The sequence below is a fragment of the Pseudomonas sp. TH31 genome (assembly GCF_016650815.1).
GTDB lineage: Bacteria > Pseudomonadota > Gammaproteobacteria > Pseudomonadales > Pseudomonadaceae > Aquipseudomonas.
The window spans coordinates 16,923-39,142 of the sequence record NZ_JAEKEZ010000035.1 but is presented as its reverse complement, the minus strand read 5'-3'; the positions used below and the strand labels follow the sequence as shown (position 1 = coordinate 39,142).

At 59.3% G+C, this 22,220-nt stretch carries 18 protein-coding genes and 5 pseudogenes; 8 read left to right on the top strand and 15 right to left on the bottom strand.

Annotated features, from left to right (window positions below; translation table 11 throughout):
• The first annotated feature begins 170 nt into the window (after positions 1–170).
• Positions 171–1,586, top strand: a complete 1,416-nt coding sequence (locus JFV26_RS30145; protein WP_201190618.1) for an acetyl-CoA carboxylase biotin carboxylase subunit — start codon at positions 171–173, stop codon at positions 1,584–1,586.
• 11 nt (positions 1,587–1,597) lie between these two features.
• Positions 1,598–3,406, top strand: coding sequence for a sodium-extruding oxaloacetate decarboxylase subunit alpha (gene oadA, locus JFV26_RS30140; protein ID WP_201190616.1), 1,809 nt, complete (start codon positions 1,598–1,600; stop codon positions 3,404–3,406).
• A 106-nt stretch (positions 3,407–3,512) separates the two neighbouring features.
• Here oadA and JFV26_RS30135 read toward each other — a convergent pair whose 3' ends face one another.
• On the bottom strand, positions 3,513–4,349 hold the full coding sequence (locus JFV26_RS30135) for an amino acid ABC transporter permease (RefSeq protein ID WP_201190609.1): 837 nt from the start codon (positions 4,347–4,349) through the stop codon (positions 3,513–3,515).
• Positions 4,346–5,167: a transporter substrate-binding domain-containing protein gene (locus tag JFV26_RS30130; RefSeq protein WP_201190608.1), complete on the bottom strand. Its 822-nt coding sequence runs from the start codon at positions 5,165–5,167 to the stop codon at positions 4,346–4,348. Before JFV26_RS30130 ends, JFV26_RS30135 begins: the two co-directional genes overlap by 4 nt.
• Positions 5,168–5,278: 111 nt before the next feature.
• Here JFV26_RS30130 and JFV26_RS30125 point away from each other — a divergent pair, with 111 nt between their 5' ends.
• Positions 5,279–6,178, top strand: a complete 900-nt coding sequence (locus JFV26_RS30125; RefSeq protein ID WP_201190606.1) for a homocysteine S-methyltransferase family protein — start codon at positions 5,279–5,281, stop codon at positions 6,176–6,178.
• 99 nt (positions 6,179–6,277) lie between these two features.
• Here the strand turns inward: JFV26_RS30125 and JFV26_RS30120 are convergent, their stop codons facing one another.
• The 3 genes and pseudogenes from JFV26_RS30120 to JFV26_RS30110 form a co-directional block, all read right to left on the bottom strand.
• Positions 6,278–6,949: a GNAT family N-acetyltransferase gene (locus JFV26_RS30120; RefSeq protein ID WP_201190604.1), complete on the bottom strand. Its 672-nt coding sequence runs from the start codon at positions 6,947–6,949 to the stop codon at positions 6,278–6,280.
• Positions 6,950–6,967: 18 nt separating this feature from the next.
• The gene (locus JFV26_RS30115) at positions 6,968–7,414 is read right to left on the bottom strand and encodes a GNAT family N-acetyltransferase (protein ID WP_201190602.1); all 447 of its coding nucleotides are present in this window, start codon (positions 7,412–7,414) and stop codon (positions 6,968–6,970) included.
• 9 nt (positions 7,415–7,423) lie between these two features.
• A pseudogene (locus JFV26_RS30110) lies at positions 7,424–8,046 on the bottom strand (FMN-binding negative transcriptional regulator).
• Positions 8,047–8,148: 102 nt separating this feature from the next.
• Between JFV26_RS30110 and pdxR the strand changes: the two are divergent.
• Positions 8,149–9,698, top strand: a pseudogene (gene pdxR / locus JFV26_RS30105) (MocR-like pyridoxine biosynthesis transcription factor PdxR).
• Between the two features lie 255 nt (positions 9,699–9,953).
• On the opposite strand, the pseudogene JFV26_RS30100 reads toward pdxR, so the two are convergent.
• Positions 9,954–11,035 (bottom strand): annotated as a pseudogene (locus tag JFV26_RS30100) (polyamine ABC transporter substrate-binding protein).
• A gap of 112 nt (positions 11,036–11,147) precedes the next feature.
• Here JFV26_RS30100 and JFV26_RS30095 point away from each other — a divergent pair.
• Both JFV26_RS30095 and JFV26_RS35080 read left to right on the top strand, forming a co-directional pair.
• Positions 11,148–11,828, top strand: a complete 681-nt coding sequence (locus tag JFV26_RS30095; protein ID WP_201197280.1) for a hypothetical protein — start codon at positions 11,148–11,150, stop codon at positions 11,826–11,828.
• Complete coding sequence (locus JFV26_RS35080) at positions 11,738–11,974, top strand: hypothetical protein (protein WP_201197279.1); 237 nt, start codon at positions 11,738–11,740, stop codon at positions 11,972–11,974. Before JFV26_RS30095 ends, JFV26_RS35080 begins: the two co-directional genes overlap by 91 nt.
• A 110-nt stretch (positions 11,975–12,084) precedes the next feature.
• Here the strand turns inward: JFV26_RS35080 and JFV26_RS30085 are convergent, their stop codons facing one another.
• From JFV26_RS30085 to JFV26_RS34290, 9 genes are all read right to left on the bottom strand, one after another.
• Positions 12,085–12,561 carry a MarR family winged helix-turn-helix transcriptional regulator gene (locus JFV26_RS30085; RefSeq protein ID WP_201197278.1) on the bottom strand — a complete coding sequence of 159 codons (477 nt, stop codon included), beginning with the start codon at positions 12,559–12,561 and terminating at the stop codon, positions 12,085–12,087.
• A gap of 138 nt (positions 12,562–12,699) precedes the next feature.
• Positions 12,700–13,464, bottom strand: coding sequence for a class II aldolase/adducin family protein (locus JFV26_RS30080; RefSeq protein WP_201197277.1), 765 nt, complete (start codon positions 13,462–13,464; stop codon positions 12,700–12,702).
• Positions 13,461–14,465, bottom strand: a complete 1,005-nt coding sequence (locus JFV26_RS30075) for a ketopantoate reductase family protein (protein ID WP_201197276.1) — start codon at positions 14,463–14,465, stop codon at positions 13,461–13,463. The genes JFV26_RS30080 and JFV26_RS30075 overlap by 4 nt, the downstream gene beginning before the upstream one ends.
• A gap of 11 nt (positions 14,466–14,476) precedes the next feature.
• On the bottom strand, positions 14,477–15,238 hold the full coding sequence (locus JFV26_RS30070) for an ABC transporter ATP-binding protein (RefSeq protein ID WP_201197275.1): 762 nt from the start codon (positions 15,236–15,238) through the stop codon (positions 14,477–14,479).
• Between the two features lie 5 nt (positions 15,239–15,243).
• Positions 15,244–15,936 carry an ABC transporter ATP-binding protein gene (locus tag JFV26_RS33915; protein ID WP_242487950.1) on the bottom strand — a complete coding sequence of 231 codons (693 nt, stop codon included), beginning with the start codon at positions 15,934–15,936 and terminating at the stop codon, positions 15,244–15,246.
• 56 nt (positions 15,937–15,992) lie between these two features.
• Entirely contained in the window at positions 15,993–17,045 is a 1,053-nt protein-coding gene (locus JFV26_RS33910) for a branched-chain amino acid ABC transporter permease (RefSeq protein ID WP_242487949.1), read from the bottom strand.
• Positions 17,042–18,079 carry a branched-chain amino acid ABC transporter permease gene (locus JFV26_RS30060; RefSeq protein ID WP_201197274.1) on the bottom strand — a complete coding sequence of 346 codons (1,038 nt, stop codon included), beginning with the start codon at positions 18,077–18,079 and terminating at the stop codon, positions 17,042–17,044. The genes JFV26_RS33910 and JFV26_RS30060 overlap by 4 nt, the downstream gene beginning before the upstream one ends.
• Positions 18,080–18,165: 86 nt before the next feature.
• A complete protein-coding gene (locus JFV26_RS34295) occupies positions 18,166–18,873 on the bottom strand; it encodes an ABC transporter substrate-binding protein (protein ID WP_342215498.1) in 708 nt (235 codons plus the stop codon).
• Positions 18,874–18,887: 14 nt separating this feature from the next.
• Complete coding sequence (locus JFV26_RS34290) at positions 18,888–19,325, bottom strand: ABC transporter substrate-binding protein (RefSeq protein WP_274610393.1); 438 nt, start codon at positions 19,323–19,325, stop codon at positions 18,888–18,890.
• A gap of 574 nt (positions 19,326–19,899) precedes the next feature.
• Between JFV26_RS34290 and JFV26_RS30050 the strand changes: the two are divergent.
• A pseudogene (locus JFV26_RS30050) lies at positions 19,900–21,020 on the top strand (amidase).
• Between the two features lie 14 nt (positions 21,021–21,034).
• Positions 21,035–22,207, top strand: a pseudogene (gene iacA, locus JFV26_RS30040) (indole-3-acetate monooxygenase).
• Positions 22,208–22,220 lie beyond the last annotated feature (13 nt).

The window sequence follows — 22,220 nt, the reverse complement described above, 5'->3', positions numbered from 1 at the left end:
GGGCCGGTGAATCAACTATAAGTCTTTACTTATGCCTGACCCAATTATTAATCATTTTTGTTAATCCCTCATGGGGGCTAGTGTGGGGCTGCGACTAAATTGAAACATTTAGTCACGCGTCGACCTGGTCTAGCAGGTCGTGGGTACCACCGGCTCAAGGGAACCTCCAAGTGATAACAAAGATCCTGATCGCCAACCGTGGTGAGATTGCCGTACGCATCGTGCGTGCCTGCGCCGAGATGGGCATTCGCTCGGTCGCGATCTATTCCGACGCCGACCGCCATGCCTTGCATGTCAAGCGTGCGGATGAGGCCCACAGCATTGGTGCCGAGCCACTGGCCGGTTATCTGAATGCGCGAAAATTGGTGAACCTGGCGGTGGAAACCGGTTGTGATGCGTTGCATCCCGGCTACGGATTTCTCTCGGAAAACGCTGAACTGGCAGATATCTGCGCAGAGCGCGGCATCAAGTTTATTGGTCCATCGGCTGAAGTCATTCGCCGCATGGGCGACAAGACAGAAGCACGTCGCAGCATGATCAAGGCCGGTGTGCCGGTCACGCCGGGCACCGAAGGCAACGTCGCGGACATCGCCGAAGCCTTGGTCGAAGGCGACCGTATCGGTTATCCGGTCATGCTCAAGGCCACCTCCGGTGGTGGTGGTCGTGGTATCCGTCGCTGCGACAGCCGCGAAGATCTCGAACAAGCTTTTCCACGGGTTATTTCCGAAGCAACCAAGGCCTTTGGTTCGGCGGAAGTGTTCCTGGAAAAATGCATCGTCAATCCGAAGCACATCGAAGCGCAGATCCTCGGCGACAGCTTTGGCAACGTCGTGCATCTGTTCGAGCGTGATTGCTCGATCCAGCGCCGTAACCAGAAGCTGATCGAGATTGCCCCGAGCCCGCAACTGACCCCGGAGCAGCGCGCCTACATCGGCGACCTGTCGGTGCGTGCGGCCAAGGCTGTGGGTTACGAGAACGCCGGTACCGTGGAGTTCCTGCTCGCCGAGGGTGAGGTGTACTTCATGGAGATGAACACCCAGGTGCAGGTGGAACACACCATCACCGAAGAAATCACCGGTATCGACATTGTGCGTGAGCAGATCCGCATCGCGTCCGGCCTGCCGCTTTCGGTGAAACAGGAAGACATCCAGCACCGTGGTTTCGCGCTGCAATTCCGGATCAACGCCGAAGACCCGAAAAACAACTTCCTGCCGAGCTTCGGCAAGATCACCCGTTACTACGCACCCGGTGGCCCCGGCGTGCGGACCGACACGGCGATCTACACCGGCTACACCATTCCGCCGTTCTACGACTCCATGTGCCTGAAACTGGTGGTGTGGGCGTTGACCTGGGAAGAGGCGATGGACCGTGGCTTGCGCGCCCTCGACGACATGCGTCTGCAAGGGGTCAAGACCACCGCCGCGTACTACCAGGAAATCCTGCGCAACCCGGAATTCCGTAGCGGCCAGTTCAACACCAGCTTCGTTGAAAGCCACCCTGAACTGACCAACTACTCGATCAAGCGCAAACCCGAAGAGCTGGCCCTGGCCATCGCTGCCGCCATCGCCGCCCACGCAGGCCTGTGAGGAATAGAACAATGAGTAAAAAAATCTTCGTAACCGACACCATCCTGCGCGACGCCCACCAATCGCTGCTCGCCACCCGCATGCGCACCGAAGACATGCTGCCGATCTGCGACAAGCTCGACAAAGTCGGCTACTGGTCGCTGGAGTGCTGGGGCGGCGCGACCTTCGACGCCTGCGTACGCTTCCTTAAAGAAGACCCGTGGGAGCGCCTGCGCCAACTGCGCGCGGCGTTGCCTAACACGCGCTTGCAAATGCTCCTGCGTGGCCAGAACCTGCTGGGTTACCGCCATTACAGCGACGACGTGGTCAAAGCCTTCGTCGCTAAAGCAGCGGTCAACGGCATCGACGTGTTCCGCATTTTCGACGCGATGAACGACGTGCGTAACCTGCGCGTGGCCATCGAAGCGGTGAAAGCCGCCGGCAAACATGCCCAGGGCACCATCGCTTACACCACCAGCCCGGTGCACACCATTGGGGCGTTCGTGGCGCAAGCCAAGCAAATGGAGGCCATGGGTTGCGACTCGGTGGCGATCAAGGACATGGCCGGCCTGCTGACCCCTTACGCCACTGGCGAACTGGTCAAGGCACTGAAAAGCGAGCAATCGTTGCCGGTGTTCATCCACTCCCACGATACTGCGGGTCTGGCCGCGATGTGCCAACTCAAGGCCATCGAAAACGGTGCCGATCACATCGACACCGCGATCTCCAGCTTCGCCTGGGGCACCAGCCACCCGGGCACCGAATCGATGGTCGCCGCCCTTAAAGGCAGCGAGTTCGACACCGGTTTGAACCTGGAACTGCTGCAAGAGATCGGCTTGTACTTCTACGCCGTACGCAAGAAGTACCACCAGTTCGAAAGTGAGTTCACCGCTGTCGATACCCGTGTTCAAGTCAACCAGGTGCCGGGCGGGATGATTTCCAACCTCGCAAACCAGTTGAAAGAGCAGGGCGCGCTGAACCGCATGAGCGAAGTGCTGGCGGAAATCCCGCGGGTTCGTGAAGACCTCGGCTTCCCGCCGCTGGTGACCCCGACCTCGCAGATTGTCGGCACCCAGGCGTTCTTCAATGTGCTGGCCGGCGAGCGCTATAAAACCATCACCAACGAAGTGAAACTTTACCTGCAAGGCGGCTACGGCAAAGCGCCGGGCACGGTGAACGAGAAACTGCGTCGCCAGGCCATCGGCAGCGAAGAGGTGATCGACGTTCGTCCGGCCGACCTGCTCAAGCCGGAAATGACCAAGCTGCGTGCCGAAATCGGTGCTGTCGCCAAGTCTGAAGAAGACGTGCTGACCTACGCCATGTTCCCGGACATCGGTCGCAAGTTTCTCGAAGAACGCAACGCCGGCACCTTGACCCCGGAAGTACTGTTGCCGATTCCTGAAACCGGCAGCGTGGCCTCGGTCGGCGGCGAAGGCGTACCGACCGAGTTCGTCATCGACGTCCACGGCGAAACCTACCGCGTCGACATCACCGGTGTCGGCGTCAAGGCTGAAGGCAAGCGTCACTTCTACCTGACCATCGACGGCATGCCGGAAGAAGTGGTGTTCGAACCGCTTAACGAATTCGTCAGCGGCGGCAGCAGTAAGCGCAAGCAAGCCACGGCACCGGGTCACGTCAGCACCACCATGCCGGGCAACATCGTCGATGTGCTCGTTAAGGAAGGCGACACCGTGAAAGCCGGGCAAGCCGTGCTGATCACCGAAGCAATGAAGATGGAAACCGAAGTCCAGGCGGCCATCGCCGGCAAGGTCATCGCCATCCACGTGGCCAAGGGCGACCGGGTAAATCCGGGCGAAATCCTGATTGAGATCGAAGGCTGAGATAACGGCCTCGATACAGCGCTTTAAACCTCGGGGGGCATGTGCTCCCCTTTTTTGCGTGTTTTTAGCCGAGTCACTGTTACCAAGTCACCACGAATAAAGGGGGTTATCGGTTATGCAAATACGCCTTCCCGTAGTGCCGCTCCATCCTTGCCTGAACCAGCTCCAATCCAATCGACATCACCCAATAAATCACCGCTGCGGTCGTTAGCATCTCGATGTAGCGATAGCTCGACCGCCCATACGACTGCGCCAGAAACATCACTTCCCAAACCCCCATCACCGAGATCAGCGACGAGTCCTTGAGCATGGAGATGAATTGGTTGGTGGTCGGCGGGATGATGGTGCGCATGGCTTGGGGCAGGGTGACGCGCCAGAAGATCACGGTTTCGCGCATGCCCAGCGCCAGTGACGCTTCCCGTTGGCCGTGGGGGACGCCGAGGATGCCGGCGCGGAAGATTTCGCTCAGGTAGGCGCCGTAGTTCAGCGACAGGGCGATGACCCCGGCCGCGATGGCGCCCGGCACGACGCCCAGCTGCGGCAGGCCGAGGTAGATCAACAGGATCTGGATCAGCAGCGGCGTGCCGCGAAAGAACGAGGCATAGAAACTCGCAACCCCGAACGCCACGGCGCTTTTCGACAGCCGCGCCAGGGCGGTGATGAACCCCAGCAGTGACGAGGCGACGATCGAGCACAGGCACAGAAACAACGTCAGCGCCGCGCCTTGCAGAAAGCCGTTGGGCGCCAGGTGCAGGCCGACGAGGTTCGGAAGTTTGTCGAGGATGATCGAGAACTTCAGGTCGAAGCTCAGGAAGAAACTGGCGAACAAGCCGAGCATCGCCGCCCAGGTCAGGTACAGACGCGTGCGGAAACCGAAGAGCCGTTGCAGCCGCGACTCAGCCACCGGTTGCGGTGGCTGGGGAGGTGTCGGGAAAGAAGTCATTGGCTGATATCGGCGCCGATCCATTTTTGCGAGAGCTTGCTCAGCGTGCCGTCCTGTTTCAGCTGGGCGAAGACTGCCCGCACTTTGTCGTCCCACTGCGCGTCGCCCTTTTCGATAGCCACCGAGTTTGGCTCCGAGTAGAGCGGGTCGCCGGCCAGTTTGAAGCGCTGGTCTTCGTTCAGGCGCGGTTGCGCGGTCACCAGGTTGGTGAGGATCGCGTCCAGTCGAACACCGGCACCCAGGCCCAGGTCCTGGAAGGCGACATTGTCGGTGTCATACGGGGCGATCTGCACGTCCTCGAACGGGTACTGCAATTTCGTGTCTTCGGCGCCTTCGATCACCAGGTTTTTGTTCAGGTAGCTTTCGTAGCTGGAAGCGCTGGTGAGTCCGACTTTCTTGCCGCTCAGGTCCTTGGCGTTGTGAATGCGATCATCCTTGGCGTTGACCACGATCACCGCCGGCGAAGCGTAGTACTCCACCGGGAAGTCGAAGACTTCGGCGCGGGCCTTGCTCGGGGTCATGGAGCAGATGCAAATGTCGTAGCGACCGCTCCAGCGACCGGCGGCAATCACGTCCCAGGACGGCGTTTCGAGGCGCAGTTTCACCCCGAGTTTCTCAGCCACGGCTTTCGCCACATCGACGTCGAAACCGTCGAGCTGGTTCTGGTCATTGAGGAACGAGAATGGTGGATAACTCTCCATCAACACGCCCACCAGTTCTTTCTTTTGCTCGACGCGATCGAGCGTGGCGCCGCCGAAGGCTTGGGTGGAGGCAGCCAGAATCGTCAGGCCCAGGGCCAGTAGCGGTTGGAATTTCACAGTCGATCCCTGATAAAAAATGGTTGTTATTAACCGAATGGTGCGTATTAAATAGTTATAAGAACTACTCTGGTAGTGAGTTATTTTCATAAGCATATGAGTGAAAAGCATATGAGCGCAGCAAGCACAGTGATTTTGGATGGCGGCATGGGCCGAGAGCTGCAGCGCGCAGGTGCGCCGTTCCGCCAGCCCGAATGGTCGGCACTGGCCTTGAGCGAAGCACCGCAAGCGGTAGAGGCGGTGCACGCGGCTTACATCGAGAGCGGTGCGAACGTCATCACCAGCAACAGCTACGCGGTGGTGCCGTTCCATATTGGCGAAGAGCGTTTTGCCGCTGAAGGTCAGGCTCTCGCGGCATTGGCCGGTGAGTTGGCGCGGCGTGCAGTCGAGGCGGCTGGCAAACCGGTACGCGTGGCCGGGTCATTGCCGCCGCTTTTTGGTTCTTACCGTCCTGACTTGTTCAACGCTGATCGTGTCACTGAATTGCTGACGCCACTGGTGAAGGGACTCGCGCCGCACGTTGACTTGTGGCTGGCGGAAACCCAGAGCTCAATCGTCGAGGCGCGGGCGATCCACGCCGGTCTGCCAAAGGACGGCAAGCCGTTCTGGCTGTCGTTTACCTTGAAGGATGAAGACACCGACGAGGTGCCGCGTTTGCGTTCCGGTGAGCCGGTGGCCGAGGCGGCGGCAGTGGCGGCTGAGCTGGGCGTCGAGACGTTGCTGTTCAACTGCAGCCAGCCGGAAGTGATCGGCGCGGCGATAGATGTGGCGCGGCAAACGTTCGAGCGCTTGGGGGTGAATATTCATATCGGCGCGTACGCCAATGCCTTCCCGCCGCAACCGAAAGAGGCGACGGCCAACGACGGGCTCGACCCGTTGCGCGAGGATCTGGACCCACCGGGTTATCTACACTGGGCCGCCGATTGGCAGAAGCGTGGGGCCAGTCATTTGGGCGGGTGCTGCGGGATTGGGCCGGAGCATATTGCGGTGCTTGCCCAGAAACTGGCTTAAAAGAAAGATCAAAAGATCGCAGCCTTCGGCAGCTCCTACGGGTGTACACATCACTCTGTAGGAGCTGCCGAAGGCTGCGATCTTTTGCTTTTGCTGCTTTTAGGTGCGGCACTCCGCCAAGGTTTTCACCTGCCCGGATTCCGTCTGGTTTTCATCCGAAAGCCACCGCTCAAACCCAGCCCCAACCACCGGCCATTCCGAATCCAGAATCGAGTACCACGCGGTATCGCGGTTCTGTCCCTTCACGACCATGTGCTGGCGGAACACGCCTTCAAAGCTGAAGCCCAAACGCTCGGCCGCATACTTGGAGCGGGCGTTGCCGTTGTTGCACTTCCACTCCAGACGCCGGTACCCCATGGCGAACGATTCTTTGGCCAGCAGGTAAACCGCCTCGGTACTTTTCGGCGAACGCTGCATCGGTGCGCCGAACGTCACGTGGCCGATTTCGATCCGACCCTGGGCCGGAACAATCGACATCAGGCTGAGCATGCCTTGCACCTCACCGCTGGTACGGTCGATCACCGCGAAGAAATACGGGTCGCTGTTGGCTGCATGGTTGTTCAGCCAATCATTGAAAACACTGCGCTCCGGGAAAGGACCGTAAGGCAAGTAATCCCAGAGTTTTGGATCAGCGCCGGGGCCTTGCAGGGCTTTGAACAAGCCATCTGCGTGGCGCGCCGGGTCGAGTTTTTCCAGGCGAATGAAGCGCCCTTCGATCAGTTGCGCCGAGGGGGCCGGGACGCCTTTCCAGTCCGCGAGTGAAGTTGTCATTGTTGTTCTCCTTGAACCTTAAAGGGCTTTGCGAAACTGGATGAGGCCGGGGCGCTCGGCGATGCGCTCGTAGAGCTGGATCGCGGTGGCGTTGGTTTCGTGGGTCAACCAGTGAACCTTGCAGCAACCGTCCGCCTTGGCGGTGGCGTAGACGAATTCGATCAACTGCCGACCGACGCCGGTGCCTCGGGTTTCGGGGACGACCAGCAAGTCTTGCAGGTAGCAGGAATTTTCGATGCTCCAGTTCGAGCGATGGTAGATGAAATTCACCATCCCCACGGCTTTGCCATCGGCCCAGGCCAGGGCCGAGTGGGTGGTTTCGCTTGGGTCCAGCATGCGCTGCCAGGTGCTTTGGCTGACGGCCTCGGGCAATTCGCTGTTGTAGAAGCTCAAGTAGGCCTGCCACAACGGCCACCACGCGGCGTGGTCGTCGGCGCTGACCTGGCGAATCTGGATCTGACTCATGTTCATTCCTTAACGCATCAAATGGGCGAGGGCCTGGTCCTGCATGTCGGGGCTGGCAGCCAACCCTTCGCGCACACCGGCGATGTCGGCGGCATTGCGGTTCTGGCTCAGTTTGCGTTTGCCTTCCAGACGCTGGATCGGCAAGGCGAAACCGACGATCGCCTTGAGCATGCCGTCGATGTAGTCGGCGGGAGCGTCGTTGACTTTCCATGGCTTGGCGCGGCTCGCTTCGTGGCGGTCAGTCAGGGCACTCACCAGATTGCGCAGGCGATGGGCATCACTGAACACTTCAGCCTTGCCGTAAGCGTGCACCGCTACGTAGTTCCAGGTCGGCACGACTTTGCCGTGCTCGGCTTTGCTCGGGTAAAACCCGGGCTGACGTAAGCGTCGGCACCGGCAAAGATTACCAGCGCCTCGGCACCGTTTTGCAGTTCCTGCCATTGTGGATTGGCCTTGGCCAGGTGCCCGTAAAGGGTGCCATTGGGGCCTTGCTCGGCGTCCAGCAGCAGCGGGATATGACTGGCTTGCAGGCCTTGTTCGCCATGGGTCACCAGCACGGCGAGGCGGGTGGCGAGTATCTGCTGATGCAGTTCATGCAAATCGTCGATGGCAAAAGCGCTTGGCGTGTACATGGAAATTTCCCTTGGCGAATGTCTGCATCCTAGGCAGGCTATTGGTCTGTTGTAAGAGCCATTACTGACAAATTTCATAGGTCCATTCTTCAGGTGCAGGCGATGACCAGCGAACCACTGTCCTTGTCCTTCAACCCGGCCGGCATCGAACTCGATCGCCGCCAGGGGTTGAGTCGTCAGCTCTATCAGGCTTTGCGGGTTCGGGTGCTCGACGGGCGACTGGCCAGCGGCACACGGTTGCCGGCCAGTCGTGATCTCGCGGCTGCGTTATCGATTTCCCGTAATAGTGTGGTCCGCGCCTACGATCAGCTCTATGCCGAAGGGTTTATCGAAGGGCGGGTGGGTGATGGGACTTATGTCGCGCAATTGCCTCAAGCCGCGTTACCGGCAAAAAAACTATCCACAAAACTATCCACAGGGTTTTCAACAGGGTTATCCACAGCCTTATCCACAAATTGGCTGGATTTACCTGTGATTTCATCCAGTAAAGTTATCCACAATGGTGCGCTGGAGCGGGTTGAAAAGAACCATTTGGCCATGCCGCCGAGTGGCCCTCCCAAGGCTTTTCGGGTGGGGGTACCGGCATTCGATCTGTTTCCGTTCGAGGTGTGGGCCAAGCTGAATGCGGCTTTCTGGCGCAAACCGGATTTACAGCAGCTGTGCTACGGCGACCCGGCGGGCGATGCGCGTTTGCGCGGGATGGTTGCCGCGTACCTGCGCAGTTCCGGGGCATGCAGTGCACGGCTGAGCAAATTGTGATCACCAGTGGCGCACAGCAAGGAATTAGCCTTTGTGCACAGCTGCTGGTAGAGCCGGGCGACGGCGTGGCAATCGAGAATCCGGGGTATCGAGCGGCTGGTCACGCCTTTGCCGTGGCCGGCGGCCGATTGCACGGTGTGTCGGTGGACAGCGAAGGCATCAACTGCTCGGAACTGGCGGGGTTGAGTGATTGCCGACTGACCTATGTCACTCCATCCCATCAATACCCGACCGGAGTGATCATGAGCCTGGCGCGGCGCCTGGAATTATTGGCATGGGCCGAACGCACCAACGGCTGGATCGTAGAAGACGACTACGACGGTGAGTACCGCTACAGCGGCGCTCCGCTGGCGCCATTGGCAGCGCTGGATCGCCAGGGGCGCGTGTTGTACGTCGGCACGTTCGGCAAAGTGGCGTTCCCGGCGTTGCGTTTGGGCTATCTGGTGTTGCCGCCAGGGCTGGTGGATGCGTTCTCTCAAAGGCGTGCCGTGGATGTGCGGCACTCGGAGGTCAGCACTCAAGCGGTGATGGCCGAGTTCATGGCGGGCGGGCATTTTCAGCGACATATCCGGCGCATGCGCCGGGCAGCCTTGAGTCGCCGCAATACACTGATGGCCGGTTGGCCGACGGATATTCCCGGTGTGGGCAGCCTGCCCAGTGTGGCGGCCGGACTGCATTTGACGGTCCCGGTCGAGAACGTGGCGCGCGAACAGCAACTCATCGAAAAAGCCGCCAGCGTCGAAGTTGAAATCAACGGGTTGAGCAGCTACTGGCTACCGGATTCAACCAGGCCGCCGGATCAGCGCGCCGGGCTGGTTCTGGGATTCGCCGCCGTGCCAGAGGCTGACATCGAATCGGCGCTGAGGCGCTTGCGTTCCGCCTGGTTCAATTAGTACCACTGGGATGAAACACACCTGGTGTAGCGGCTGGCGAAGCCTGCGTTCGGTTCGGGCCGCGTTCGGACGCAGCCGTCGTCAAACCTGAGCGCGCGATCTTCCTGAAGCACCGCGTGCCCTGATTTCACGACGGCTGCGTCCGAACGCGGCCCGAACCGAACGCAGGCTGCGCCAGCTGCTACAGATAGCGTTTTCGCTTAGCTGACCGGCATTAAGCAGCAGGCCGGGTCTTCAGCGCAGCGAGGTTGGCTATCAGGTCCCGGACTTGATCTTGGTCCAGGCCCGGTCCGCGCACGTTCGGCATCACGCGGCAGCGGTTGCAGGGTGTAGAGCGTGCTCATCGCCGACTCGGTCGGATACAGGTTCGGGTTGTTGCGGATCGCCGGATCGACCAGATCCGTGGCGTCCTTGTTCGGGTTCGGGTAGCCAACGAAATCACTGACCGGTGCAATCACCTGCGGTTGCAGCAGGTAGTTGATGAAGGTGTAGGCGTCTTGCGGATTTTTCGCGCCCTTGGGGATCGCGAGCATGTCGAACCAGATCGGCGCGCCTTCTTTCGGCAGGCGCATATCAACGACGACACCGTTCTTGGCTTCCTTGGCGCGGTTGGCAGCCTGGGAGAAGCTGCCGGAATAACCGACTGCGACACAGATGTCACCGTTGGCGATGTCGGCCATGTACTTGGACGAGTGGAAGTAAGTGATGTACGGACGGATCTTCATCAACAGTGCTTCAGCCTTGTCGTAGTCCGCCGGATTCTTGCTGTTCGGGTCCAGGCCGAGGTGTTGCAGGGCCAGCGGCAGGATCTCCGACGGCGAGTCGAGCAGGGCAACGCCGCACTGCTTGAGCTTGCTGATGTTTTCTTCCTTGAAGATCAGGTCCCAGCTGTCGACCGGCGCGTTGGCACCCAGCGCAGCCTTGACCTTGTCCGGGTTGAAGCCGATCAGGATGGTGCCGTACATGTACGGCACGGCGAATTTGTTGCCGGGGTCATTGGCCTCGATCAGCTTCATCAGCTTGGGATCGAGGTGGTTCCAGTTCGCCAGCTTGCTGCGGTCCAGCGGCTGGAACACGCCGGCTTCGATCTGCTTGGCGAGGAACACGTTGGACGGCACCACCAGGTCGTAGCCGGAGTTGCCGGTCAGCAGCTTGGCCTCCAGCGCCTCGTTGGTGTCGAAGATGTCGTAGACCAGCTTGACCTGGCTGTTCTCGGCCTTGAAGTCTTTCAGGGCCTTGGGGGTGATGTAGTCGAACCAGTTGTAGACACGCAGGGTGCGTTCTTCCGCACTGGCGAGTGAGCTGAGTAGGCAGAGCCCGCAAAGGGCGCTGATGATTAAGCGGGGGGCTGTTTTTTATCAATTTCAAACCAACCTTTTATGGATGCCACGGTTGTTTGGGAATGTGTCCTGTAATGACTGTGTGGAACACGTTTACGGACATTCGATCTTGGATAACACCGATATTTATCTGTTTTGTCCGTCTAGAAAAACGCAAATATTGTGCCATAGAGCAAATAATCAAATAAAAATAGACTTGATTTCCAGCAAGTCCCCTCGAGAGACTTCGCTCGACCCTGTGCTGATGTTCACACTCAAAGTCGGTGAGGTTCGGGTCGACGATGTCTGGCATGTCGCTGGAATGTGCGGCACCGGGTCAAAAGACCTTCGGCTTGATGATGTCTTTGTGGCAGATGCTTGGGTGACCTCGCAATCCCAGTGTTTCGGGCCAGCGCCGGTTGGTGTCAGGCACAATCCTGACGGCTGCCTGTTTGGTGTGGAGTTCATTTCGTATCTGGACAGCCTGCATATCGGCCCGGTGCTTGGCTGTGCGGAGGGCGCCTTTGATGAGTGCGTCGCAGCGCTGCAAAATCGTGCGGGCACGAAGGAGGGCGCAGCCGCAAAGACCCATCCGATACTGCTGGAGCGGGTCGCGGAAAGTGCGGCGCAACTGAGTTGTGTCAGGCACCTTTACAGTAGGCGATTGCCTTTTTACTGCATAGCGCTGGCGTGGCAGACCGGTCACTGTCGGCGCAAGAGTTGGTCACCCTTAAGCGAGATCGTGCGTACCTGGTTCGTTTGTGTGTTCAGGCCGTTCAACGGCTGGTGGAGCAAATGGGGGCCGCAGTGATTTTTGATGCGAGCCCGGTGCAGCGGCACAGGTGTGATCTTCGGGTGATGGCGTCCCATTTGGATGTGAATTGGGATACCGCAATGCTCGCCTATGGAGGTTTTGCGATGGCTCATCATCCAAGTGATCTGGCGATGGATGGTTAGCCCCGGGTCACTTCTCGGCCTTGCCGTCATTTTTGGGTGGCGGGGTCATGCCGAGAATTTCAGGCCATCCCTGCCCACTACGCCCTAAACAATGAAATCTGTCAGCACTCTCAATTGTCCTCTAGATTGTTGAACACCGTTTCCAGCAGACGGTTGAGGCGTTGGATCTGGGCGTCGGTCAGCCCGTTGAAACTTCGTTTGAAAAGATCCCGGGTACCATCCTGAATACGTTCGATGGCCGCGCGGCCGGCCGCCGTAATGCGGACTTGAGTCACTCGGCCGTCTTCGGTGCTGGGAGACGTGTCGATAAGGCCGTCATCTTTCATGCGGTAGACGATTTTGGTCACCGTCGACAGTTTGGCGATGGCGTGAGTGGAGATCTCGGAGATACTCGACTCACCGTTTTCCTTGAGGATAAACAGGACGCGCCAGCGCGGAATGTCGAGGTCGAGCTTCTTGAGGGCCTTTTCCATGCTTTGGGTATAGCGGCCGTGAGCCATCGCCAACCAATAGAACGGGAATTCCTCTTTGGTGAAGTTCTCACTGGCGGGGTCGTAGCGGCTGCGGAGTTTTTTCGGGGTGCTCATCGTGCGCTCTGGTTATGAAACGACGCGCAATAATAGACTTTTCCCGTAATTGAGACATCCACCTTATCGATAATTGAATCGCTGGTTCGTTGTGCCCGATGACGATAGTTATCGTCGAATCGGGCACGGAAGCGGTCCTTACCAGCCCAGGCCGCGTTCGCTGGTCATCTTGCGCACCATCGCCTGGAAGAATTTGTCAGCAAAACCGCTCTCACGGATGAGCATGGCGGTGAGGTCGGCACACTTGGCACTGATGTCTTCGGGCAACGGATTATCTTCCCCGCCCAAGGCACCTGCTGCACATTGGTTCTCGGCCGCTCGTTGCACGGTCCAGAGCAGAAATAAGGCTTTTTCAATGCTGCTTTCACCCACGGCAATGCCGTGGTTGCGCAGCACCAGAATGTGTTTGTCACCGAGGCTCTGGATCATGCGTTGCTTTTCATCATCGAACAGCGTAATGCCTTCAAAGGTGTGATAGCCGACGCGCCCATACAGTTGCGCACCATAGAAATCGTGATGAGTGAAGCCGGTTTTTTTCTGCACGACCGCCGAGATCGGGATGGTGTGGGTGTGGATCACGCACTGGATGTCATCTCGAGCGCCGTGCACCGCACTGTGCAAAGCGAAACCGGCCGGGTTGCCGTCATAGTCGGAAGCTTCGAGCTTCTTGCCATGCAGGTCGACTTTGAGCAGGTTCCATGGCGTGACCTCGGTGTAGTTCAGGCCGAACGGGTTCACCAGGTAGTGATGGGCAGGCCCGGGCAGGCGCGCGGAGATATGGTTGAAGATCGCTTCGGTCCAGCCGAACCAATCCACCAGGTGATAGCAGTGGGCGAGCTTGACCCGCAGAGCCCATTCTTCGTCGCTGTAATGGGCGGTCTGAGTGAGTTCGACAGTGTTCATGAAAACCTCGATCTAGACAGGAGAGATTCGGCGCGAAAACGCGCCAGATTAATGATGTGCTGGGTGACGGGCATGCTCAGGCCCTGCATGCTGGCCAGTTCGATCACGGCGTCGCCGATGGCGAGCAGTTCCAGAGGCCGGCCCTGGCCATAGTCCTGAAGCATGGAAGTACGTACTGGTCCCTTGCCGGCGCCCATCTCCATCAGCGATTGCGGGTCATAGTCAACCCTGGCGCCATAGGCCGCGGCGGTGAGCAGCGCTTCGTCGAGAATCTTGCGCACGGTCTGACGCAGGTCCGGGTGGCTGTAGATCTGTTCCAGGGTTGCACCAGTGACCACCGACAGCGGGTTTGAAGTCAGATTGGCAATGATCTTGGTCCACAGCGAGTCGCGAATCCGATCCGTGGCGCGGGCGTTGATACCGGCGCACTCAAGCAGCACGCGGACCTTTTCCAGGCGCTCGCTCAAGCTGTTGTCGGGTTCACCGAGGATCATCAGGTGCGGGTTGCCGGAGCGGACGACGCCAGGCAGTTCGGTTTCGGCAGTGATGAACACCACGCTGCCGAGAATGCGTTGCAGATCCAGCGCATCATTGAGCACGCCATCCGGGTCTACCGAACAGACCCGTCTCACGGCGAAACGTCCAGCCTCGCCATGGAAGTACCACCACGGCACGCCGTTGACGACGGGCACTACCACCGTTTCTGGTCCCAGTAATGGGCTAAGGGTCGGCAGCAGACTGGTCAGGGCCTGGGCTTTGGTGCACAGAAAGATCACGTCCTGCTCGCCCAGCCGGGCGCAGTCACGGTCGGCGTGCACCTGAACATGATGTTCGCCGTCCAGGTCATGCAGGACGATGCCACCGTCGCTGATCGCCTCCAGTGTTTTTCCCCTGGCCAGGACGCTGACTGGCTGGCCGCTGGCGGCAATGCGCGCGGCCAGGGTGCAGCCAATGGCGCCAGCGCCAACGACGCACACTCGAATAGTTGTGGTTACAAGCATTGGGATGTTCCTTAACTGGCTAGCATTTCCTGATGTTTGCTGGCGGCTCCCAGATAGGCCTCGACCATTCGGGGGTCGTCGGCCAGTTCGGCCGCTGGGCCCTGCATGGCGATCTGCCCTGTCTCAAGTACGTAGGCATAATCGGCAACACGCAAGGCCGCGCGGGCGTTCTGTTCGACCAGCAGGATTGAAACGCCCTGACGGCGCAGGTCAGTGATGATGCGGAAAATTTCTCGGGTGACCAGTGGTGCGAGGCCCAGACTCGGTTCGTCGAGCATCAGCAATTTCGGCTTGCCCATCAGTGCGCGACCGACGGCGAGCATCTGCCGTTCTCCACCCGACAGCGTCGCCGCTGCTTGCTTGCGACGTTCAAGCAGACGTGGAAACAGGCTGTAGATTTCCATCAGGCTTGAATCCTGATAGCGATCACCCTTGCGGTAACGCATGAAACCACCCAGCTTGAGGTTGTCCTCCACGCTCATGCTGGAAAACAGTTCGCGTTTTTCCGGCACCAGGCCCAGACCTCGCCCCACCAGGATTTCGACTTCCGGCACGGCCTCCAGGGTGCCGTCGAAACGCACCTGCCCCTTGGAACCGAGCACGCCCATGATCGCCGAGAGCAGAGTGGTCTTGCCGGCACCGTTGGGGCCGATCACTGTGACGATCTGGCCTTCACCAACCGTCAGGTTCGCTTGAGTCAGCGCCTCGACCTTGCCGTAGCACACGCTGAGGTCTTTGATTTCCAGTAACGGCTTGTTCACTGAGTTGGGCATAGAGTTCACTCCGCTCCGCCGAGGTAGGCTTGAAGTACCGCCGGGTTACTTTGGATGGCGTCGGGCAGGCCTTCGGCAATCTTCTGGCCGAATTCCATGACGGTAATGCGATCGACCAGGCCCATGACGAAGTCCATGTCGTGCTCCACCAGGAGGATCGCCATGCCTTCGTCGCGCAACTTACGTAGCAGGTCGGCGAGGGCCTGTTTTTCTTTTAGGCGCAGGCCGGCAGCGGGTTCGTCGAGCAGCAACAGGACAGGGTCGGCGCACAAGGCACGGGCGATCTCGAGGATACGTTGCTGCCCCAGGGCCAGACTTCCGGCTTCTTCGTAGAGATAGTCCCCCAGACCGACACGCTCCAGTTGACGCCGTGCTTCGCTCAGCAGACGGGCTTCTTCAGTGCGTTCGGTATGCAGCGTGCTGGCCAGGATGCCGCTGCTGCCACGTAGGTGCGCGCCGATGGCGACGTTCTCCAGGGCGCTCATGCCGGGCAGCAACTTGACGTGCTGGAAGGTGCGGCTCATGCCCATGCGGGCGATCCGTCGTGATGGCACGCCGTTGATGCGTTCGCCCATGAAGATGACGTCGCCGGAGGTCGGTCTGTCGACACCGGACAATTGGTTGAACAGCGTGCTTTTGCCTGCGCCGTTCGGACCGATCAGGGCGAGGATTTCGCCCGCTCGCAGCGTCAGATTCATGTCCTGATTGGCCACCAGTCCGCCAAAGCGTCGAGTTACTTTCCGCGCTTCGAGGATCAGGTCGCCTTTTTCGGCGGTGCTCGCTGGGGCAGAGGCTGGGCCTCGACCTCGGTTTTAAGCGGTGCGCGTGGCGTCTTGCCGGACAGCGGCAGTCGTTTGGCCAGCAATGGCCAAAGACCACCCGGCACTCGTTGCATTAGCAAGATGATCAACAAACCGAAGACGATGGTTTCATAATTGCCTTGACTACCCACCAGCGACGGCAGCCAATCCTGCAGCCATTGCTTGAGCAGGGTGAGCACGCCAGCGCCGAGCAGGGCGCCCCAGACACTGCCGACCCCGCCGATCAGCGCCATGAAAAGATAGTCGATACCCATGTTTAAACCGAATGGTGTCGGGTTGACGAAGCGTTGAGTGTGGGCGTAGAGCCAGCCGGACAGCGCTGCGAATACGGCGGAGATCAGGAAGATCACCAGCTTGGCGCGGAAGGTGTCCACGCCCATTGATTCGGCCATCAACTGACCACCTTTGAGTGCGCGAATCGCCCGGCCTTCACGGGAGTCCAGCAGGTTATGCGTGATCAGCATCGCCACCAGCAAGATGGCCCAGATCAAGTAAAAGACTTTCTCTTCCTTGTCCAGACTCAAACCCAGCACCGTGATGGGCGGGAGATCGGTGATACCGCCCTGGCCACCTAGGCCGTCTAGCGTACCGAACAGGTAGTACAGCGAAATGCCCCAGGCGATAGTGCCCAACGGCAAATAGTGGCCGGACAACTTGAGGGTCAGCGCACCGAGTATTAGGGCCACAAGCCCTGTGAGGACGATGCCGACCAGCAACGCCAGCCACGGTGAAGTGCCGACCCAGGCCAACCACGCAGGGAGTTGCGTGGTGGTGGTCAAGTAAGCGGTGGTGTAGGCCCCGAGCCCGACGAAAGCGGCTTGGCCGAAACTGGTCATGCCGCCCACACCGGTCAGCAACACCAAGCCGAGCACCACCAAGGCATACAGTCCGATGTAGTTGAGCAAAGTGACCTGAAAAGTCGGCAGCAACAGCGGTGCCAAGGTCAGTGCGGCAACGAACAGTAAAATCAAATAGCGTGGTTTCATTCCTCTTCCTCCACGTGATGGCTTTTGAGCGAGCGCCACAGCAGGAAGGGGATGATCAGCGTGAAGACGATGACCTCCTTATAGTTGCTGGCCCAGAACATTGAAAACGCCTCGACCAGGCCGACAACCAGCGCGCCGAGAGCTGCCAGCGGATAACTGACCAGCCCGCCAATGATGGCGCCGACGAAGCCCTTCAGGCTGATGAGGAAGCCTGAATCGAAGTACAGCGTGGTGATCGGGGCGATGAGAATTCCCGAGAGGCAACCGATAAAGGTCGCCAGTGCGAACGTTGTCTTGCCGGCCATGTCCGGCGAGATACCCATCAGGCGAGCGCCGGTGCGGTTAACCGCAGTGGCTTGCAAGGCTTTGCCATACAGGCTGCGACCGAAGAACAGGAACAGGGCGAAGATCAGCGTCACCGACATGACCAGCACCCACAAGGTCTGGCTGTTCAGGGTCACCGGACCGATTTCGAAACCTGCCTGGGAAAACGGCGTGGTGCGTGCACCTTCCGGGCCGAACATCAGCAACCCGACCCCGACCATCGCCACATGCACGGCAATCGAGACGATCAGCAGCACCAGCGCGGAGGCTCCGGCGATCGGCTGGAAGAACAGTCGATACAGACGTGGCCCTAACGGAACCACCAGGCACAAGGTCAACAGCGCCTGGATCGCGACCGGCAACGTGGCAAGAGGCAGGTTACGCATGGCTATGATCAGCGCAATGGCATAGGTGCATTTCACGATCATTTGTCGATCGATGCGCAAGCCTTTACCTGAGCGCCAGCGGGCAATCAGGTCCAGGGTGCATTCGATCAGCGTGAGGACCAGCAGCAACCAAGCCAGAGGCGTTGGATGACCGGACTGAATGGCGGCCATGGTCAGGGCGCCATAGGTGACGAACTCGCCCTGGGGGATCAATAGGATTCTGGTGACGGTAAACACCAGCAGGATCGACAGCGCCAACAGGGCATAGATGGCACCGTTGGTGACGCCGTCCTGGCCCAGCAGCATGGCTATCTGGAAATTCATGAGCACTCTCTTCTGTAGGCTGAGCGGGTGTATTGACGCGGCAAGTGCAACGGGTGAGCAGCACCTGCCCTGTCAGCCGTCTTTGGTTACTTGAGCAAGGTCCAGTGACCGTCCTTGACCGTGATCAGCTCACGGCCACGCTCATCGAAGCCGCTGTGATCCTCGGGCGTCATGTTGTAAACGCCTTGGGTACCCGACATCTCGTGAGTGTTTTCCAGCGCCAGGCGCAGGGCGGCGCGAAACTCGGGTGTACCGGGCTGGGCCTTCTGTTCAGCGACGGGAATGGCTTTTTCCAGCAGCAGGCCGGCGTCATAGACGTTGGCGCCGAAGGTCGCCGGTGCAGAGCCATAAGCTTTGGTATAGGCGTCGATGTATTGCCGGGCAACGGGCTTGGAAGGGTGGTTGTCAGGCATTTCCGGGAGCACCAGCATCAGGCTCGCGGCGAGAATGGTGCCTTCGACTTTCTTGCCGCCCAATTGCAGGAAGGCATCCATCGCCGCTCCGTGAGTCTGATACATCTGCCCTTTGTAACCCTGGTCGAACAGAGTGGTTTGTGGCATCACCGATGAGCTGCCGGGGGCGGCCACGAGCACCGCATCGGGTTTGGCCATCAACAGTTTCAGGCTTTGCCCCGTCACGGACGTGTCCTGGCGCTGGAAACGCTCACTGGCAACAATCTTGATGCCATGCTTCTCGCATTGCACCGCCATCACCTTTGCCCAGTTTTCCCCATAAGGGTCTGCGGTTCCGACGAAGCCCAGGGTCTTGATCCCGCGCTTGACCATGTTCTCCACCAGCGCCTGGGCAATCAGGTCGTCGTTTTGAGTGGTCTTGAATACCCATTTTTCTGCTCGGTCATGGGCAGCACCACAGCGGCGGTGCCCACCGGGGCGAGCATGGGTGTGCCCGATTCGGCGGCGAACTGGATGACTCCCATGGCGTTGGGCGAGCCGCTCGGGCCGATGATCGCGTCCACGTGCTCTTCGTCTATCAGCTTTTTGAAGGCCTTGACCGATGCGGTCGGGTCGCTGCCATCGTCGAGCGAAATGTAGCGCACGGTCTGATCGCCGATCTTCGTCGGCATCAGTGACACGCTGTTTTTCTGGGGGATGCCGACCAGCGCAATCGGGCCGGTTGCGGAGGTGATCACCCCAATCTTGACTTCGGCGAAGGCCGCTTGGGGCACAACGCAGGTGGCGCAAAGCGCACCGAACATCACAGCAGGCAGAGCTTTCTTGAAGAGCATGTCGATCGATCTCCGGGGCAAGGCTGATTCGGTAAGCCGGCCGCTCTCTGGCGGGCTGGCAAAGGGCAGATTTGCAGATTGCATGCCAGAGAATTTGCCTGCACCAGCTCGGAGCTCGCTGGAAAAAGGCCTTTGACCGGTTATTTCGTGGCGTTGTAGCTGGCCGTTTTGAAAGGCGATGCCGCCAGCAAATTCAACGCTTTACGTTGAAAAAAGCATGCATTTTTTCGATAAAAAATCGTTTAAAAAATCTCAAAAAAACAACTAAAAAATAATTTTAGCAGCCTTGATAATTCCGATTTTAAATCGTGATCAGACGGCTTTATTGGATCCGTTTTTATTAATTGATAACTAAATAAACTATATAAAACATCAACATAAGAAGATTAATCGCCTCGGCTGAGTCTTTTTGAAAATGCTCGACTTCGGTGCGTTTACTGGAAAATTGCACCAATTTCGACAACAAAAAATATCGCCAAATTCAATTGACATTTCACGTAATAATTCGTCATCTTGGATTTACGCAATGGCGCCACCCGGCGTCTTTCAGGCTCTCGTTACAGGTGAATCCGATATGACGATCGTGGTCGAGCAAGTTTCCCTTGGCGGCAATAGCCCCACAGTGATGGTGAAGGACACCATCGACGTAGCGGGTGTGCCGACCCGTGCTTCCAGTCGCGCCCTTCAAGATGCCGAACCTGCTCTGCACCACGCCGCGGTGGTTGAAGCATTGCTCGTCAACGGCTGCCGCCTCATTGGCAAGACCAGCCTCCATGAGCTGGCCTACGGCACCACGGGCATCAATCTCTGGACCGGCACCGCAGCCAACCCACGCTTTCCCGGGCGTATTCCTGGCGGTTCTTCCAGTGGTTCGGCTGCGGCGGTCGCGGCGGGCCTGGCTGATTTCTCCCTGGGCACCGACACCGGTGGTTCGGTGCGTATTCCAGCGTGCTGCTGCGGTGTGTTCGGCTTCAAGCCGACGTTCGGCAGAGTCAGCCGCAACGGCGTAATGCCCGAGAAATCGAGCCTCGACTGTGTCGGGCCGTTCGCCAACAGCCTGTCGATGCTGGTGACCGCAATGCGGGCCATCGATCCGACTTTCGCCCGCTTGCCGACCCTCATCGATGCCCGTATCGGTGTGGTGCCGGTGCAGGCCAATGAGGCTGTACAGCGTGTGGTCACCGCTGCGCTGGTTAACAGTGGGTTACCTCTGTATGAAGCGCCGTTGCCAAACATGGTCAGCGCTTATGACGCCGGTATGGTGGTGATCAACCGTGAAACATTCGTCGCGTGTGGGCACTTGCTGGACACCGGACGGGTCGGTGCCGACATCGCCGACCGGCTGGCTGCGGCCGGTGAAACCACCGATCAGGCCCTGGCCGAAGCGGAGCAGGTGAGGGCGCGTTTTACCGCCGAAGTCGATGAAGCGCTGAAGCACTTCGACGTGCTGGCGCTGCCTACCATGCCGGACTTCCCTTGGCTATCGCCGACGCTTCCAATACCCGCGCCGTTTTGGGCATGACCGCCCTGGTGCGTCCTTTCAACCTCTCCGGACACCCCGCGCTGACCATTCCTCTGGGCAGTGCACAAGGGTTGCCGGTCGGCTTGCAACTGGTGGCCGCCAAAGGCGCCGATGAGCATTTGCTCGCCGTCGCCGGGTTGTTGTTGCAACGCCTGTATTCGAACCGCACTTGATCATGGAGCCAGTCATGAATCCGCTTAAGGCGACGGCCCTGGATGCTGTCGCACCCCAAACCAACGATGAACGTTTCGAGGCGATGCTAAACGACGTTCGCACACGCGCCCGTCAAGGCGAGTTTGATCGCCAACGACACATTTCCCAGGATGTGATCGACGCGTTCAAGTTCCACGGCATCTATCGCTCCCTGGTCCCGAAACGGTTCGGCGGCGATGAAGCTTCACCGGGTGATTTCTGTCGCTTGATTGAGCGCATTTCCCAGGCCGATGGCTCCGCCGGTTGGGTCGCCAGCTTTGGTATGAGCCCGGTCTATCTCGCGGCGCTGCCGTTGTCGACCATCGCCCAGGTGTATGCCGATGGCCCGGACGTGGTGTTCGCTGGCGGGATCTTTCCGCCACAGCCAGCCGAACGGGTAGAGGGGGCTTCAAGGTCAATGGTCGCTGGAAGTATTCCAGTGGCTCCATGGGCGCCACGTTGCTGGGGGTCGGTATCGCGCCGAGGAATGGCGACAAGCTCGATCTGCCGCGTCTGGCCGTGATGCCGCGTAGCGAGGCTCGCATCGAAGAAACCTGGGACACCGTTGGCCTGTTGGGCACCGGCAGTCATGACCTGGTGGTCGAGGATGTGGTCGTGCCCGAGGACTGGACCTTTGTACGTGGCGGCGCTCCGACCCTGGATGAAGCGTTTTTCCGCTATCCATCGCTCCTCGTTCGCTACGCAGGTTTTGTCAGTGGTCGGCCTCGGTGTGGCACGCGCCGCACTGGATGAGTTGAGCGGCATGGCCAGCGGGCGGATTTCCGTGACCGGCGCTCCAGCATTGGCCGACAGGCCTCTGGCCCAAGTCGAGATCGCCAAGGCCGAGGCCGCCTTGCGCTCCGCCCGCGCTTTTTTCTACGAATCCATCGAGCAGGCTTGGGGTCATGTGCTGGCAGGCGACGCCGTGCCTGCTCAGGTGACCAATCTGCTGCGACTCTCATCGACCCACGCTACACGGGTTGCCGCCGACGTGGCGCGCACCGCGCAAATGCTGTCGGGCATGAGTGGTGTCTGCAACGACAGCCCTCTGGCTCGATGCGTCAATGACGCCCAAGTGGTGACTCAGCATGCCTTCATGGGTGACGTCACTTACCAGAACGCGGGCGCCATGTTCTTTGGCAAGCCGCCATTGCCTGGTTACCTGTAACCCTTCGAGGAGC

Coding starts and splice junctions, on each gene's coding strand:
- oadA (WP_201190616.1), top strand. CDS start 1,598: ATGAGTAAAAAAATCTTCGTAACCGACACCATCCTGCGCGACGCCCAC.
- JFV26_RS30135 (WP_201190609.1), bottom strand. CDS start 4,349: ATGACTTCTTTCCCGACACCTCCCCAGCCACCGCAACCGGTGGCTGAG.
- JFV26_RS30125 (WP_201190606.1), top strand. CDS start 5,279: ATGAGCGCAGCAAGCACAGTGATTTTGGATGGCGGCATGGGCCGAGAG.
- JFV26_RS30120 (WP_201190604.1), bottom strand. CDS start 6,949: ATGACAACTTCACTCGCGGACTGGAAAGGCGTCCCGGCCCCCTCGGCG.
- JFV26_RS30115 (WP_201190602.1), bottom strand. CDS start 7,414: ATGAGTCAGATCCAGATTCGCCAGGTCAGCGCCGACGACCACGCCGCG.
- JFV26_RS30085 (WP_201197278.1), bottom strand. CDS start 12,561: ATGAGCACCCCGAAAAAACTCCGCAGCCGCTACGACCCCGCCAGTGAG.
- JFV26_RS30080 (WP_201197277.1), bottom strand. CDS start 13,464: ATGAACACTGTCGAACTCACTCAGACCGCCCATTACAGCGACGAAGAA.
- JFV26_RS30075 (WP_201197276.1), bottom strand. CDS start 14,465: ATGCTTGTAACCACAACTATTCGAGTGTGCGTCGTTGGCGCTGGCGCC.
- JFV26_RS30070 (WP_201197275.1), bottom strand. CDS start 15,238: ATGCCCAACTCAGTGAACAAGCCGTTACTGGAAATCAAAGACCTCAGC.
- JFV26_RS33915 (WP_242487950.1), bottom strand. CDS start 15,936: ATGAATCTGACGCTGCGAGCGGGCGAAATCCTCGCCCTGATCGGTCCG.
- JFV26_RS33910 (WP_242487949.1), bottom strand. CDS start 17,045: ATGAAACCACGCTATTTGATTTTACTGTTCGTTGCCGCACTGACCTTG.
- JFV26_RS30060 (WP_201197274.1), bottom strand. CDS start 18,079: ATGAATTTCCAGATAGCCATGCTGCTGGGCCAGGACGGCGTCACCAAC.
- JFV26_RS34290 (WP_274610393.1), bottom strand. CDS start 19,325: ATGCTCTTCAAGAAAGCTCTGCCTGCTGTGATGTTCGGTGCGCTTTGC.